This window comes from Vibrio astriarenae, assembly GCF_010587385.1.
GTDB classification, from domain to species: Bacteria; Pseudomonadota; Gammaproteobacteria; order Enterobacterales; family Vibrionaceae; genus Vibrio; species Vibrio astriarenae.
The window spans coordinates 1527676-1541042 of the sequence record NZ_CP047475.1 but is presented as its reverse complement, the minus strand read 5'-3'; the positions used below and the strand labels follow the sequence as shown (position 1 = coordinate 1541042).

Below are 13367 nucleotides of genomic sequence, written 5' to 3'. Positions count from 1 at the left end.
TCGCTAAATAGGTTAACTTAATTGGCTAAAGGAATGGCTTGTTCAAGAGGGAAAGAGACTCGTCCTTGAATCAACCATGCTTCATCATGCGGGGTCACTTCGACAAACCATGGACCTGAAATATCGGCTTCGGGCGTAAATCGATAAATACCTTGAGCATCTGCAGTGACTAGCATTTCAAAATCTTGGTCAGGAAGTGTACGGTGGGCATACATCACTTTGAGTGCAGGGAAGTGACTCAGTGAACCCTGCTTGAGTGTCAACACCATCTGCTGCTCTTTCTGATCAATCAGTGCACTAAGACCAAGTTCTTTGGCTTTATTCACCTTTGAGAGGTCAATATTGATACCTTTTCCTTTTTTGTAGTAATCCTCTGTCACTAGATCAACGGAGTTTTGTGAGAAGATAATAACGGTGATGATTGTCCATACAACGACAGTGCCAGGGAGGATGATAAGGAACCACGGCCAGAACTGCTTATACCAAGGCTTTTCCATAAAAATGTTCTCAGAAAGAAATGAAAGTGTGGGAATAAATTTAAAGAAATAACAGCCTCTTAGATAGAGGCTGTTATAGGTTTGTTACGATTTATTGTTCGCTATTCGTTAAGCTCCATACATACGCTGAAACAAGTTGAACTTTTTCCTCGCCCAGAATGTCCTTCCATGCTGGCATCACACCGGAGCGACCATTCATAACCGTCTCTGTCACCTCTGCGCGAGAGCCACCAAATAGCCATATCTGGTCAGTGAGATCAGGTGCGCCCACTGCAGGGTTACCTTTACCATCTGTACCATGGCAAGCTGCACATACCACAAAGCGCGCTTTACCCGCTTCCGCTTCTTTGGCATTAACAGAACGACCCGATAGGCTCAGAGTGTAAGAAACGACTTCTCGCACTCCGTCTTCACCCAACACGTCTTTCCAGCCAGGCATCTGGCCTATACGACCTTCCATTACCGTTGTCACAATTGCTTGAGGCTCTCCACCATACAACCAAGCATTATCAGTCAGGTTAGGGAAGCCTTTTTGGCCGCGGGCATCAGAGCCGTGACATTGCGAGCAGTTCTGTAAGAACAGACCTTGTCCGGCTTTGAGCGCTTCGCTATCCATTGCAATTTGCTCAAGAGGTTTAAGGCCTGAGCCATCGGGTAGGTTAGCAAGTTGACTAAACTTCTCACCGAAATAGCTATCAGCATCATCGAGCTCTTTCGCATATTGAACGAGCTGCTTGTTTGCCTGCGCACGAGCAATGGAGGCTCGAGATTCTTCAATAGATTTAACCGTTTGGTCTGAACTCTGCCAACCTAGTAAACCTTTGAAGTTCCCTAAACCCGGATACAACGCGAGATAGACAGCGGCAAAGATGAATGTGCTGACAAACAGGTAAAACCACCATTTAGGAAGAGGGTTGTTTAACTCACGAATACCGTCGTACTCATGCCCCATGTCTGCGCCATCTTCAACACCCATTTTGTCTTTTTGACACCAAAACAAGATCACCGCACAGCCGACAAGCGTGCCGATAGTGATGATAATGATCCATAAACTCCAAAAAGTAGTCATTATTTCTTCACTCCTTGCTCTTGTGTGTCGGTGGTCGCATGCTCTTGCTTTTGTGGCTCATCGTCAAACACGAGGTTTGCCGCTTCCTCAAAACGAGAACGACGACTCTTTCCGTATGCCCACCAAACGACGCCGATAAAGCTAACGAAAAGCACGATGGTCCAAATACTGTGAATAGTACCAATATCCATGATGCCTCCTATTTCATCGCGTGGCCAAGTGACTGAAGGTAAGCGATGATGGCATCCATCTCGGTTTTACCTTGTACATCACTTTGAGCGTTTGCAATTTGCTCGTCAGTGTAAGGTACGCCAAATTGATTCTTAAAGATTTCAAGTTTCTTTTTAGTCAACTTACCGTCTAACACATTTTCAGCTAACCATGGAAACGCTGGCATGTTTGATTCAGGTACCAACTCACGCGGGTCTAGAAGGTGTACACGGTGCCATTCATCGGAATAGCGCCCACCGACACGAGCTAGATCCGGGCCAGTACGTTTTGAACCCCATAAGAATGGGTGTTCCCATACATGCTCGCCAGCGACAGAGTAGTGGCCATAGCGTTCTGTCTCTGAACGGAAAGGGCGAATCATTTGAGAGTGACATACGTTACAACCCTCTCGAATATAGATATCACGGCCTTCCATTTCTAATGCAGTATAAGCACGCAGATTATCTACAGGCTCTGTCGTCTGCTTTTGGAAAATCAAAGGTGTGATTTCTACGAGTGCTCCCAAACTGATTGCAAAAATAATCAAAATTGCCATCAAGCCGACGTTTTTCTCCACGATCTCGTGGCGATTGTTAGAATTAGAACTCATTCTACGATCTCCTTATGCCGGCTGAGGTTGAGCTTTAAGGCTGCCTTGCGGAGCGACAACCGTTTTGTAGACGTTGTACGCCATCAAGAACATGCCCGCTAGGAAGATAAAGCCACCAATGAAACGTACTGTGTAGAACGGATAGGAGGCTTGAACAGACTCAACGAAGCTATAGGTCAACGTACCGTCAGAGTTAACTGCACGCCACATCAAACCTTGCATCACGCCAGAAATCCACATAGCCACGATGTAAAGTACGGTACCAATCGTTGCTAACCAGAAGTGAGTGTTGATTAGGCTAACTGAGTACATACGCTCTTGACCAAATAGTCTTGGGATAAGGTGGTAAACAGAGCCAATGGAAACCATCGCTACCCAGCCTAGGGCACCTGAGTGTACGTGACCGACAGTCCAGTCTGTGTAGTGAGAAAGCGCGTTGACCGTCTTAATCGACATCATCGGACCTTCAAATGTTGACATACCATAGAATGACAGAGAGACAATCAAGAAGCGCAGGATAGGGTCATAGCGAAGTTTATGCCACGCACCAGAAAGTGTCATAATACCGTTGATCATGCCACCCCAAGACGGGGCGAAGAGCACAAGTGACATCACCATACCTAAAGATTGAGTCCAATCAGGTAGAGCAGTGTAGTGCAGGTGGTGCGGACCAGCCCAAATGTACAGCGATACCAATGCCCAGAAGTGAACAATCGAGAGACGGTAAGAGTAAATTGGACGCTCTGCTTGCTTAGGTACAAAGTAGTACATCATACCCAGAAAGCCTGCTGTTAGTAGGAAACCTACGGCATTATGCCCGTACCACCACTGAACCATCGCATCGACAGCGCCAGAGTAGATTGAGTATGACTTACCATAAGAGACGGGTATTGCCATGCTGTTTACAATATGCAGAACGGCAACAGTGAGGATAAATGCCCCAAAGAACCAGTTTGCTACGTAAATATGCGAGGTTTTACGTTTGACAAGAGTGCCAAAGAATACGATGGCGTAAGCTACCCACACGAGTGTGATAGCAATATCGATAGGCCACTCCAGCTCAGCATACTCTTTACCCGAGGTGTAACCCAAAGGTAACGATATTGCTGCTGCTAGAATGATTGCCTGCCATCCCCAAAAGGTGAATGGGACCAGTGGGCCACCAAATAGACGAGTTTGACAAGTACGTTGAACGACATAATACGAAGTCGCGAACAATGCACTAGTACCAAACGCAAAAATTACCGCATTAGTATGCAATGGACGTAAACGACTGTACGTCAACCACGGCGTATCAAAGTTTAGCTGTGGCCAAACTAATTGAGCGGCAATCAAAACACCAACAGCCATACCGACAATGCCCCAAAGTACTGTGACTAGGGTGAACTGACGAACGACCGTATAGTTGTAGTTTTGTTCAAGCTGCTTTTCTTGGCTCATTTACATGCTTCCAATTTCAAATATACCAAGTGAGATCGGTCCTTTGTCTCTGAATAGTATTGCTGAGAGCGATGAACGACACATTTTGATTACATCATCATTGCTATTAGCGATCTTAGTAAGAGAGTGAACTTCAACTGACTGTTTTCGGTATAAACTACACTTTACTTCCAACACGACTTACGTCGTAATACCACCAAAATCATTTGAGGGAAGCGAGCCTTAAAGTGTGACTTTGACCATCTTCCCTGATGATTTTTATAAAAGTGATATTTTCGTTGCCAACTATACTGCAATTAACATTTCAATGACAGAGTAGTAACCTTAACGTTGGTCAGGAATAGATCATTTATTTCAAAACTTTGAAGTTTGTTACATGGGGTAAATAAAGCAATGGCAGCAGAAAAGCTAACTAAAGGGCGAATCGCTCAAATTTTGATTATGATGGCCTTGCTCGTCACTGCCTTTTGGTGGAGAACGTTCGAATATACAGCACCTCGCCATACCACTGTGAGTTGTAACATAGATAGTCTGTGCGACATTCATGAATCATTAACAAATGTCCAACTTAGCAAAGACAATACGCAGCTCGTGATGCAAGATATCCCGATAGAGTGGATAGTTTCATCCTCATTGATAGTAGAAAGAAAGGACGAGCGAATCGCGATAAACGTCGATAAGGTAGGGAACAGCAGTATTAGCATCATTCTCAAAAACAGAGAGTTGGCACAAGATATACAGCTAACCATTGATTTAAACTAATGAAATACATTTAATATCTGATTACTATAGTGAATATAATCTCAATTTTGGAATAAGCTGCTATGGAAGCGGCAGTACCTAATGAAGTTTGTTACGAGTATAAGTCATCTAGCTGACCCAAATGCTGCCATTCAGGAGGTAGCTGCGCAGCTACCCAAAACAAAACCTTCCTGCCTTATCTGCTATTACACAGAAGACTACGAGTCAACTCGCCTACAGGCAGAAGTCACTCGGTTATTCCCAGAGACTCCATTAATTGCATGTTCGACTTGCACCGGCGTTGCGAGTGAAAAAGGACTGCATTTCGGTCAAGTCGTCGGAGTAATGGCGATCTACGATTCAAAATCGGTGTTTGGTACCGCTATTGCTCGTGTACAGCAAAATGAGAATGTTTCTCTAGTAACAAAGAATGCGATTGAAACTGCCCTCATAGAAATAGAACGTATCGGGGAGCTGCCTTCATTCATACTGTGCCACCCAACACCAGGAATCGAAGAGGGGGTCGTGCGTGCAATTGACGACTACTTCCATTCACCAGTTCCAATTGTCGGCGGCAGCGCTTCAGACCATCAGGTTGATGAAAGGTGGTCCATATTCAATGAATCAATCTCCACTGAGTCCGGTATTGTAATGATGCTGGTCTATAGTGATACCAAATGCACACACTCTTTTAGTGCGGGCTATACTGAAACTCAGTATTCAGGAGAAGTCACCAAGGCTTCTGGTAGAGACCTACAGGAAATTGATGGGAAGCCAGCTCAAGAAGTCTATCGCCAGTGGATAGCGAGTCATGCAAATGTTGATGTACCCGTTCACTTTGAGTTTGACTTAGTGACCCAGTATTCACTAGGTAGAAAAGTAGGGCAAGTGTTCAACCATAGTTACTTCAAACTATCACATCCAATAAGAGTCAGTGATAACAAAGGCGCTATCCGCTTGTTTACTAACGTAGAAGAAGGTGACGTTGTCACACTAATGGATGGTAATAGGCAAGAAATGATAGAGAGACCAGCAAGAGTGCTGCGAGACGCGTCACTCGGTAAACCTCAGGAATTTAAGCCACTAGGTGCGCTTTTAGTCATTTGTGCTGGCCCTATGCTCTTTCTCAAAGATGATATTTATGAGCTACAAGAACACATTGTCCAGGCTATTGGTGACACACCATTTCTGTCGCCATTCACGTTTGGTGAGCAGGGAAGGTTCATTGGAGGCGAGATTGCACACGCCAACTTGATGGTAACCTCAGCTGTTTTTCATCATTAGATTTTATGTAGAAAGGACTCGCAAAACATGTCTAACCGGGATCAAGAACAGCTAAGAGAAGCGTTGTTTGAACTCAATCGCAGCAGAGAGCGTGAAGCCATGCTGTTAAAAGAAAACGCAGCAATCCTTGATGCGATTTCGTCCATCACTGGTTCTACAAACAAAGAGCAGATTTTCCGAGAACTGCGCAAAGTCCTCTCACTGTACATCGATTTCGATGAATTTTTGGTATTGAGTAAACCCAAAGCAAAAACAAGCTATTCTTGTTTACTGACCACTAATCCAAAACTCAACTCTATCCAATGGCAGCACGGTCCAAAATTTTCTCGCGTTCTAGAAGGTGAAACGATCGTTCTATTTGATGCGGCACGAATTGATGAAATCAAAACTCTCAACTTATGTATAAAACCAGAATTACGCTCAGCTCTATTAGTAGGTATCTGTAGTGAATTATCCGACTCAGTCATTTTGTTACTGGGTAACAAAGTAGGGCAGTTCTCAACCAATACGAAGGATACTCTTACGCGCTTTAGACCACTTCTGGAACGTGCAGTGTTCGATATCGAACATAAAGAACAGCTTACACGCTTAGTTCAGCAAAGAACCGTAGAGCTAGAACAAGCAAAGAAGAAAGCAATTGAAGCAAACGAGGCTAAATCCAAGTTTCTTGCAATGATGAGTCATGAGTTTAGAACACCACTTAATTCTGTATTAGGCTACATCGATGTACTTTCCAACCAGTTGAATTGCGATGATTCTCAGCAAATATTATCTCAAATGACGACATCTGCAGAGATGCTGTTGGCATTAATCGGAGATATCCTCGAAATTACTCAGATTGAACGCGGTAATTTTCCGCTAAATCGACGTTGGATCGATATATCTAAAGCGATTAACAATAGCTTGGCGTATCACCAATCACTCGCACACAGTAAAGGTTTGAACTTTTGGTGTGATATGACAATTGAAGAAGAACTCGATGTGTTTATGGACTCCAGCCGCTTGTCACAAGTGATATTCAATCTTGTGGGGAACTCCGTTAAATTCACCGAACAAGGGTGTGTTGATGTTCAAGCTTCTCTGGAAGGCAACATACTTAATATCAAAATTAAAGATACCGGGATTGGCATCGCACAACGCAACATCGAGAAGCTTTTCACTCCATTTGTTCAAGCAGACTCAAGCATTACAAGAAAGTTTGGTGGCTCCGGGCTTGGACTGAGCATTACCAAACACATTGTTGAGCAGATGGGCGGCCATATAGAACTTCACTCAGAAGTATCGCAAGGCACAACGGTCACGGTAAAAATACCGTTGCAAGTTCGCCAGAGTATTAGCAAAACGAGCATCAGACCTCATCAACATGTCATCGCTAATGGCAAACATGTGTTAGTTGTAGAGGATACAAAAACGAACCAAGTTGTCGCAAAGCTGATTCTGGAAAACAATGGTTTCAAGGTAACCACACTAGACAATGGAAAGCTGGCTGTTGATTACATGCGCAAAACATCCGAAAAAGTGGACGTTATACTCATGGATTTATCGATGCCTGTAATGGATGGAATTACGGCAACGAAGAAGATTAGAGCATTCAACCAGCATACGCCAATTATTGCGTTAACTGCACATGCAGGTAAAAGTGATCGCAATGAATGCCTAACGTGTGGCATGGACGAGTTTGTCTGTAAACCAATCAGACAAAAAGAAATTCTCGCTATCATTGACGATGTACTATCTACTAAGTTACAAAGCGTTGATTGCGTCGAGTCCTAATAATCAGTTAATGATCGTCAGATAATTAACTGATTATTAGGTATTTTATGGTAAATATAATTATGTTCAATCTGATTGAATGTCAGGGAAGGATAGAGAAACTGAGATGGAATCGTCTGGTTTCAAAAAACAATTTATTTAACATAATATACATAATACGCACTGGAGGTTGTTTTGTTAACATTCAGAATTTTAACGAGTTTTTGCGAAACTCATCACGCTGCAAACCCCGTATTTGTTAGGGTTTTTGCACTAACATCACTTTTTCTATACGTTGATTGCGCTTTTGTTTCGGAAACGCGAAAAACCATAACTTTTCTAAGCGCCTTGAGTGCAACCAATTAATAGCGAGTGACTATTGAATCCCCTTTATTAATAGCCACGCCCGATTAAAAAGCGGCTTAATTTTAATTTCAGAAATGTGAGAATAATCACAATGTTAGATTCATCATTTAAAGAATTGCTGTTCAGAAACTTTGATTCTGTTCAAGCTGCCGCTGACTGGTTTCATGTCAGACCCATCACCGTGCAACGTTGGCTAGACGGCACATCCCACATTAACCCGATGGCTGAAAAGCTGCTCATCATTAAATCTATTGGCTATCTGCCGAATGATTTGCGTTGGTCAGGCTTTCGCGTCAATGAGGAAAAAGCGATTTTAATCACGCCCGAAGGTCGCCAATTCAGCCCCAAAGAGTTAGACAGCTTCGCCATACACAAAGACGAACACCGCCAACTTGTCGAGCGTTACGGGCGTATTGAAGCACCCAAAATTTACACTGCCAAGGAAAACCCGCCGCCGTTTCGTGGTGGTCGCCGTCCAAAAGCGGCAATTTGGATTCCAACAAAATACAAATAAGTGACGTTGTGACTGTTTTAATTTCTATGTGCCACTAATGACAAAAGCCCCATTAAGGGGCTTTTTTAGTTATGAGAAATGCTTCATTGTCAGTTCAATATCACGCACTTTCTCGATCAATTTGTTCAAAATCTGTTTGTGTATCCGTTGGTTGTGCCAAAGCATCCCCAAGAAAATGATTTCAGTCGGTCGAAAACCTAACTCACTCATTAGGGCAATGGCTGGAAATTCCGCCATAGCGCCACCCTAGCCCGTTTTAAACTCATCACGTAGGGTTTCCCATAGACCGACCCCAATCGGCACGACTACCGCCGCCGCTGACCCGATAACGCCGCCAAGGTTTACCCCTGTTTCGGTTAACTCGGCGCTAAACAAGTGACCATTGCCCGAAAGCAGCGCCACCGCCGACCCAATGAGCGCCAGCCCGCGCCACGTCGATTTTTGATTGAAATTCATCATACTAACGCCACCCCCTCGATAGCATCATTAATTGTGTAGTGTCGTCCCACTTCCATAATCGACATAGCGTGAACGGTACGCGCCAATAAATGGCGGTCTTGCATATCGACCCGTTGATTCACATCAACGCCGATTTCCCCCGCGACAAACGCCGCGTAATTCTTGGTATTGTTCTCGTTTGGTGGTGCAAAGCGGTTTATCATCTCCGCGAGCGTGTAAAGCCCGTATTGGGTTTGATAGTTCTGTAAGATCTTCGCACCCGCACGAAAGCCATATTTCGAGTGGGTAAAGGTTTCAAATTCATCATCATTGGATGTGCTCGCTTTGCCTTGCCAATCGTTGTTACCAATTCGGATGTTTAGCGGGTTGTTGTTACGCACTCCGCGTGGTTGCAGTAAATTTTTGGTCATATCGCTATTTCGCGCCCCCCAAACGCCAATCAAACACAAGATGACAAACGCCAAAATCATTGATTTAGCCGCCATACTCGGTGTCCTCGGCATCAAAAACACGAATTTGACCGCCGATGTTGTAAACCGACCCTTTACTGGTTGTGTCCAAATGCGCCAACGTGCCTTTTGCATCGCAAACATAGAAATTCGCCGTCATATCGGCGCGCTCATGTGACGCAAGCCCCGTCTGCCAATCAATGAACATATCAGGGTTAGCGGCGAGCCAATCCATAAAATGACCGGAGAAATTTAATCGTTTGTTGCTCGCGTCCCAATAGGCGGGCAGATAGACACTCGCGCCGAATCCATTTTCAATGTAGATGCGCAAGCGCAACTCGTTAGCCGCTTCAATTTGAGCAATTAAACTGCTGTCTGAAATGGTAAATGCGCCGTTAAATGTCATTTCCATGCCAAAGCGCGTAGCGGCTTGAATGACCCATTCCTCTTGGATTGGCTCACTTCGCCCGTGTTGCAAATACGCTTTGTGCGCTTCAAGTGGGTTTAAACAGTTGGTGTAAATATCGGAATCATAGCGATAAAATAGCTCTGTTTTGCCGACTTTTTCATAATGCGGCGAGAGATGAATTTTATACACCCCACCATCACGACCATATTCACGAATGCTAAAGCCGCACTGCATCGCACAATCAAACGGCGCTTCACCGCCCACGCTTAATAGGTCGAGAAACTTTGCCAAATATTCCACTTTATTGCGTGGATCGCCTTCTGGCAGATTGTCGAACACTTCACCGATTGCGATTTCATCGGCGTTCTTTTTTGGATAAACCATTGTTAAACCTCGATAATCATCAAACGGTCGCCCGCTTGAGCATTTATAAAAATTTCGCTTTTCACGGCAAGTTGCAACACTTCGCCCGCGTCCAGCTCGTACACTTCCGCGCCCGTTGCCGCGTCCATCAGCTCAATAGCGCCCGTATTATCTTTGTGCGCCTTGAGGGTTAGCCCTTTGCGGGCATCGTCTTTGGCAATACTGGCGGGAAACGTGTCAAAGGCGTGTGTTTCAAATCGTCCAGAGGCGAGCACGTAAGCATTCACGGCGGGCAGTTTGGACACCTCGACCGCTGGCATGGTCGCCACATCCACGGCGGGCACTTGGCTCACCTCGACCGCTGGCATGGTTGCCACGTCCACGGCGGGCACTTTGCTTACCTCGACCGCTGGCATCGTTGACACGTCCACGGCGGGCACTTTGCTCACTTCGACCGCTGGCATGGTTGCGACATCCACGGCGGGCAGTTTGCTGACTTCGACCGCAGGCATGGCGGCAACTTCGACTTGCTGACCCTTCACGGGCGGCGTGAACGTGCCCGCGCCCGTTTCGATTTCGATTGCCCCGCTACCAGTTAGAAATACGCGCCCGATTTCGTCTGTTGAATGATGATAAACGGCGGTTTCTGATAGCTTGACCAACTCGCTTGTTTCATCAATGTGCATCGTAAACGGGTGCTCGGCTTTTTCTACGTGGACCCATTTTGCGCCAATGGTCAAAGGCATTGGCTGACCGTCAATTAAGTGAATAATCATTTTTTCGACACCGCCCCATAAGACACCAAACCCAACACCAAGCACACGACCACAATCAGCACGATTTGCTTGGTATCACTTTCGCTTTTGCCGCCGTCTTGCTTGAACTTGGCAAGTTCCATCATTGACGAGAGATTGGCGCTGTTTTGCGCGGCTTGGTTGCCCGCAAGCCCTGCAATCATTGACAAGTTTTCGCTGTTGGTGCTGCTGTACTCATCGAGCGCGTGCGCCGCAAACATTGTGTTTAATTCGTGCGTACTGGACAAAAAATCAGTATTGGTATTGTGCGCATCACGCACTAATGCAGAGTTGATTTCGTGCGAGTTTTGCACCATTTCAACCCCGCCCAAAAACATGTTTTCGCCCGCTTCGATAATCTCGCCGCCTAAATCTAACGCCCCCTTAACTGCGCCGTGGTCGGTCGCGGTAATGTTAATTTCTGAGTTATTAACGCCGCTGAGATTCGTGCCTAAGTTATCACCACTAATGGCGGTTTGACCGCTGACATTAGTGGTTTGATTACTGCTGCTAGAACTGGATTTACCACCCACTTTTTAAAACTCCCATTTCATAGAAGTGACCCCGTCACACTGGCTTTCATCAATGCCAAGTGCTCGGCATAACTTCGCTACTCCTTTGAAATGCGTATCCGCGCTAATGCTCGATAACCCCGCCTTTTCCACGTAGTGACGCAACTCGCGCACGGCTTCTACCATGCCGCGACCCGCCAAACCCCACAAAAAATAAGACTCCCCGACAATTTCACCCGCGACCACCACATTGAAGCGCTCACCCGTCAGGTGATACACCGACACCCGCCCCGCTTCGATTTCCTGCTGCATTAAATCGAAGTCTTTCGGGCACGCTCGAAACGCTCGCTTTAGTCGCTCAATAGCCCCGCCTTGCGTGGATACGCACTCAATCATTTTTTAGTGAACCAAAGCGTGGCGAGAATCCCGACACCCACAAGAATTAGCCACTTGTTAGAATCACCCATATTGATAGACCCAATTGATTGACCGTTTGAATTTGTGCCACCATCCGCGCCGCTGGTCGCTTGACCACCATTAACGGGCGCGTTGTTGGTTAAACTTCCCAAATCCGAAAACATTTAAATTACCCCCAATTTCACCGCCAGAAATACCGCCAGCGCGAGCACGATAAACCACGTTAAGCGGTTGAATCCGTCACTCATTGAGAACCCGAAATATGCCCCTAACGCACCGCCGCCAAGGAAAGGCAAAACAAGTAATGGCATGTTATTTACTCCCTTTTTTTGTCACCACGTACAACACCCCGCAAATTGCCACCGCGACACCCGCCGCGATAGCCATATCTTTGCTGATATTGAACCCGCCCGCGCCCGTGCCTGTTTGCACGGTATCGCCATTGGGCTGCTGGTAGTTGTTTTCGTTGGCTCGGTTTTCGTCAGGGTTTGCAGATGAAACGCGATCTGCTTCGTTGTCTACTTTGGCGTTAATCCATTCGCTGCCAAGGTCGCCCGCCACATCAATAGCGCCGCCGACAATTTCACCGCCCGTTTCAAGTAGGTCATTCCACCAAGTCATACAAACCCCCCGTTATTAACTGGCTGCGCCTTGTGCTGGCAGTGTCGCCACTTGCTCGATGGCTTCAATCACAAGCGGAACGCTGCCCGACTCTGATTTTTCAAGCTCAAATTGCAGTTGTTTAGCCGCGTTGGTTGGCAAACGTCCCTCTGTGCCAAAGCCCGTGCGAACAAAATCAAGCGTGAAGTAACCCGCCGTTTGTTCCAGCTCGGCTAATGCCAAGTCATAGGCGTTATCGACTTTCGACACGTTCATTTCTTCGCGGTCGTCACGTAGAACGCGGATACGTTCGATTGATTCATCTTTGAAGTGAATGCGCTTTAGCGTCAGGAACGGCGAGCGCTCTGAGAAGTCAAACGGCGTGCGACCTGTCGCAGAGGCGAACCAAGTCAGTGAATACAAGCGCGGCATGTAATAGCGCGTTGCTTGCGCTGCCGTGGTATGAGCACGGGCGCGAATCATTGGCGCAACCGTGCCCGCGTCTTTGGCTTTTAGCTGGATGTAGAGCATCCAAATCTCACCGCCTAGCGTGACAAGCTCACCCGTGCGCACACCCGCTTTGGTACGCAGTGAAATATCCGCAAATGGGATAACGTAGCGCCCCGCTTGCGTGTATTGCTTACGGTGCTTTTGAAGATTGACCAAATCGTCACCCGTCAGGTTGATGATCTCTTTGCCGTTTAGCTTGAGCATCACGCGCTCAATGTCTTTCGGATCAGAAATATCCGTCACCAATTCAATGTTTTGGTACGTTGGCCCCGATACTAATCGCAAGGTTGCTTGGTTGCCCCACGAAACGCCCTCTACTGGGTCAAGCTCTTTAGGGCGCGGGTTAAATGGCGTTGTTAGCATTTCCATAG

20 protein-coding genes are annotated in these 13367 nt (G+C 46.2%); 4 read left to right on the top strand and 16 right to left on the bottom strand.

Annotated elements, in window-relative coordinates; all coding sequences use genetic code 11:
• Window positions 1-17: 17 nt before the first annotated feature.
• The 5 genes from GT360_RS07360 to ccoN all read right to left on the bottom strand — a co-directional run bounded on the left by GT360_RS07360 (window position 18) and on the right by ccoN (window position 3826).
• Window positions 18-497, bottom strand: coding sequence for a FixH family protein (locus GT360_RS07360; protein WP_164648242.1), 480 nt, complete (start codon window positions 495-497; stop codon window positions 18-20).
• Window positions 498-588: 91 nt separating this feature from the next.
• A complete protein-coding gene (gene ccoP, locus GT360_RS07355; RefSeq protein WP_164648241.1) occupies window positions 589-1566 on the bottom strand; it encodes a cytochrome-c oxidase, cbb3-type subunit III in 978 nt (325 codons plus the stop codon).
• A complete protein-coding gene (locus GT360_RS07350) occupies window positions 1566-1757 on the bottom strand; it encodes a cbb3-type cytochrome oxidase subunit 3 (protein WP_164648240.1) in 192 nt (63 codons plus the stop codon). Before GT360_RS07350 ends, ccoP begins: the two co-directional genes overlap by 1 nt.
• Before the next feature lie 8 nt (window positions 1758-1765).
• Window positions 1766-2386: a cytochrome-c oxidase, cbb3-type subunit II gene (gene ccoO / locus GT360_RS07345; protein WP_164648239.1), complete on the bottom strand. Its 621-nt coding sequence runs from the start codon at window positions 2384-2386 to the stop codon at window positions 1766-1768.
• Window positions 2387-2398: 12 nt separating this feature from the next.
• Window positions 2399-3826, bottom strand: coding sequence for a cytochrome-c oxidase, cbb3-type subunit I (ccoN, locus tag GT360_RS07340; RefSeq protein WP_164648238.1), 1428 nt, complete (start codon window positions 3824-3826; stop codon window positions 2399-2401).
• Between the two features lie 393 nt (window positions 3827-4219).
• Here ccoN and GT360_RS07335 point away from each other — a divergent pair, with 393 nt between their 5' ends.
• From GT360_RS07335 to GT360_RS07320, 4 genes are all read left to right on the top strand, one after another.
• Window positions 4220-4588: a hypothetical protein gene (locus GT360_RS07335; protein ID WP_164646938.1), complete on the top strand. Its 369-nt coding sequence runs from the start codon at window positions 4220-4222 to the stop codon at window positions 4586-4588.
• An 81-nt stretch (window positions 4589-4669) separates the two neighbouring features.
• Window positions 4670-5851 (top strand): FIST signal transduction protein, encoded by a 1182-nt coding sequence (locus tag GT360_RS07330; protein ID WP_164648237.1) that lies wholly within the window; start codon window positions 4670-4672, stop codon window positions 5849-5851.
• A gap of 27 nt (window positions 5852-5878) precedes the next feature.
• Window positions 5879-7624 carry an ATP-binding protein gene (locus GT360_RS07325; protein ID WP_164648236.1) on the top strand — a complete coding sequence of 582 codons (1746 nt, stop codon included), beginning with the start codon at window positions 5879-5881 and terminating at the stop codon, window positions 7622-7624.
• Window positions 7625-8060: 436 nt separating this feature from the next.
• Window positions 8061-8483, top strand: a complete 423-nt coding sequence (locus tag GT360_RS07320) for a phage protein (protein ID WP_164648235.1) — start codon at window positions 8061-8063, stop codon at window positions 8481-8483.
• A 69-nt stretch (window positions 8484-8552) separates the two neighbouring features.
• Here the strand turns inward: GT360_RS07320 and GT360_RS07315 are convergent, their stop codons facing one another.
• The 11 genes from GT360_RS07315 to GT360_RS07270 form a co-directional block, all read right to left on the bottom strand.
• Window positions 8553-8720, bottom strand: a complete 168-nt coding sequence (locus GT360_RS07315; protein WP_164648234.1) for a hypothetical protein — start codon at window positions 8718-8720, stop codon at window positions 8553-8555.
• 9 nt (window positions 8721-8729) lie between these two features.
• Window positions 8730-8885 (bottom strand): Rossmann-fold NAD(P)-binding domain-containing protein, encoded by a 156-nt coding sequence (locus tag GT360_RS07310; RefSeq protein ID WP_338062531.1) that lies wholly within the window; start codon window positions 8883-8885, stop codon window positions 8730-8732.
• A gap of 53 nt (window positions 8886-8938) precedes the next feature.
• Window positions 8939-9427 (bottom strand): structural protein, encoded by a 489-nt coding sequence (locus GT360_RS07305; protein WP_239502606.1) that lies wholly within the window; start codon window positions 9425-9427, stop codon window positions 8939-8941.
• Window positions 9417-10184 (bottom strand): hypothetical protein, encoded by a 768-nt coding sequence (locus GT360_RS07300; protein WP_164648233.1) that lies wholly within the window; start codon window positions 10182-10184, stop codon window positions 9417-9419. Before GT360_RS07300 ends, GT360_RS07305 begins: the two co-directional genes overlap by 11 nt.
• Window positions 10185-10186: 2 nt before the next feature.
• A complete protein-coding gene (locus tag GT360_RS07295; protein WP_164648232.1) occupies window positions 10187-10939 on the bottom strand; it encodes a hypothetical protein in 753 nt (250 codons plus the stop codon).
• Window positions 10936-11490 (bottom strand): chemotaxis protein, encoded by a 555-nt coding sequence (locus GT360_RS07290; protein ID WP_164648231.1) that lies wholly within the window; start codon window positions 11488-11490, stop codon window positions 10936-10938. Before GT360_RS07290 ends, GT360_RS07295 begins: the two co-directional genes overlap by 4 nt.
• A 3-nt stretch (window positions 11491-11493) precedes the next feature.
• Window positions 11494-11781 carry a DNAase gene (locus GT360_RS07285; RefSeq protein ID WP_239502605.1) on the bottom strand — a complete coding sequence of 96 codons (288 nt, stop codon included), beginning with the start codon at window positions 11779-11781 and terminating at the stop codon, window positions 11494-11496.
• Between the two features lie 80 nt (window positions 11782-11861).
• Window positions 11862-12050 carry a hypothetical protein gene (locus tag GT360_RS07280; RefSeq protein ID WP_164648229.1) on the bottom strand — a complete coding sequence of 63 codons (189 nt, stop codon included), beginning with the start codon at window positions 12048-12050 and terminating at the stop codon, window positions 11862-11864.
• Window positions 12051-12197: a hypothetical protein gene (locus GT360_RS21820; RefSeq protein WP_204274554.1), complete on the bottom strand. Its 147-nt coding sequence runs from the start codon at window positions 12195-12197 to the stop codon at window positions 12051-12053.
• A 1-nt stretch (window position 12198) separates the two neighbouring features.
• Entirely contained in the window at window positions 12199-12507 is a 309-nt protein-coding gene (locus tag GT360_RS07275) for a hypothetical protein (RefSeq protein ID WP_164648228.1), read from the bottom strand.
• A gap of 15 nt (window positions 12508-12522) precedes the next feature.
• A complete protein-coding gene (locus GT360_RS07270) occupies window positions 12523-13365 on the bottom strand; it encodes a major capsid protein P2 (RefSeq protein WP_164648227.1) in 843 nt (280 codons plus the stop codon).
• Window positions 13366-13367 lie beyond the last annotated feature (2 nt).

Coding starts and splice junctions, on each gene's coding strand:
- GT360_RS07270 (WP_164648227.1), bottom strand. CDS start 13,365: ATGGAAATGCTAACAACGCCATTTAACCCGCGCCCTAAAGAGCTTGAC.
- GT360_RS07315 (WP_164648234.1), bottom strand. CDS start 8,720: ATGGCGGAATTTCCAGCCATTGCCCTAATGAGTGAGTTAGGTTTTCGA.
- ccoO (WP_164648239.1), bottom strand. CDS start 2,386: ATGAGTTCTAATTCTAACAATCGCCACGAGATCGTGGAGAAAAACGTC.
- GT360_RS07350 (WP_164648240.1), bottom strand. CDS start 1,757: ATGGATATTGGTACTATTCACAGTATTTGGACCATCGTGCTTTTCGTT.
- GT360_RS07305 (WP_239502606.1), bottom strand. CDS start 9,427: ATGGCGGCTAAATCAATGATTTTGGCGTTTGTCATCTTGTGTTTGATT.
- GT360_RS07285 (WP_239502605.1), bottom strand. CDS start 11,781: ATGCAGCAGGAAATCGAAGCGGGGCGGGTGTCGGTGTATCACCTGACG.
- GT360_RS07300 (WP_164648233.1), bottom strand. CDS start 10,184: ATGGTTTATCCAAAAAAGAACGCCGATGAAATCGCAATCGGTGAAGTG.
- GT360_RS07335 (WP_164646938.1), top strand. CDS start 4,220: ATGGCAGCAGAAAAGCTAACTAAAGGGCGAATCGCTCAAATTTTGATT.
- ccoN (WP_164648238.1), bottom strand. CDS start 3,826: ATGAGCCAAGAAAAGCAGCTTGAACAAAACTACAACTATACGGTCGTT.
- ccoP (WP_164648241.1), bottom strand. CDS start 1,566: ATGACTACTTTTTGGAGTTTATGGATCATTATCATCACTATCGGCACG.
- GT360_RS07275 (WP_164648228.1), bottom strand. CDS start 12,507: ATGACTTGGTGGAATGACCTACTTGAAACGGGCGGTGAAATTGTCGGC.
- GT360_RS07280 (WP_164648229.1), bottom strand. CDS start 12,050: ATGTTTTCGGATTTGGGAAGTTTAACCAACAACGCGCCCGTTAATGGT.
- GT360_RS21820 (WP_204274554.1), bottom strand. CDS start 12,197: ATGCCATTACTTGTTTTGCCTTTCCTTGGCGGCGGTGCGTTAGGGGCA.
- GT360_RS07330 (WP_164648237.1), top strand. CDS start 4,670: ATGAAGTTTGTTACGAGTATAAGTCATCTAGCTGACCCAAATGCTGCC.
- GT360_RS07325 (WP_164648236.1), top strand. CDS start 5,879: ATGTCTAACCGGGATCAAGAACAGCTAAGAGAAGCGTTGTTTGAACTC.
- GT360_RS07295 (WP_164648232.1), bottom strand. CDS start 10,939: ATGATTATTCACTTAATTGACGGTCAGCCAATGCCTTTGACCATTGGC.
- GT360_RS07360 (WP_164648242.1), bottom strand. CDS start 497: ATGGAAAAGCCTTGGTATAAGCAGTTCTGGCCGTGGTTCCTTATCATC.
- GT360_RS07320 (WP_164648235.1), top strand. CDS start 8,061: ATGTTAGATTCATCATTTAAAGAATTGCTGTTCAGAAACTTTGATTCT.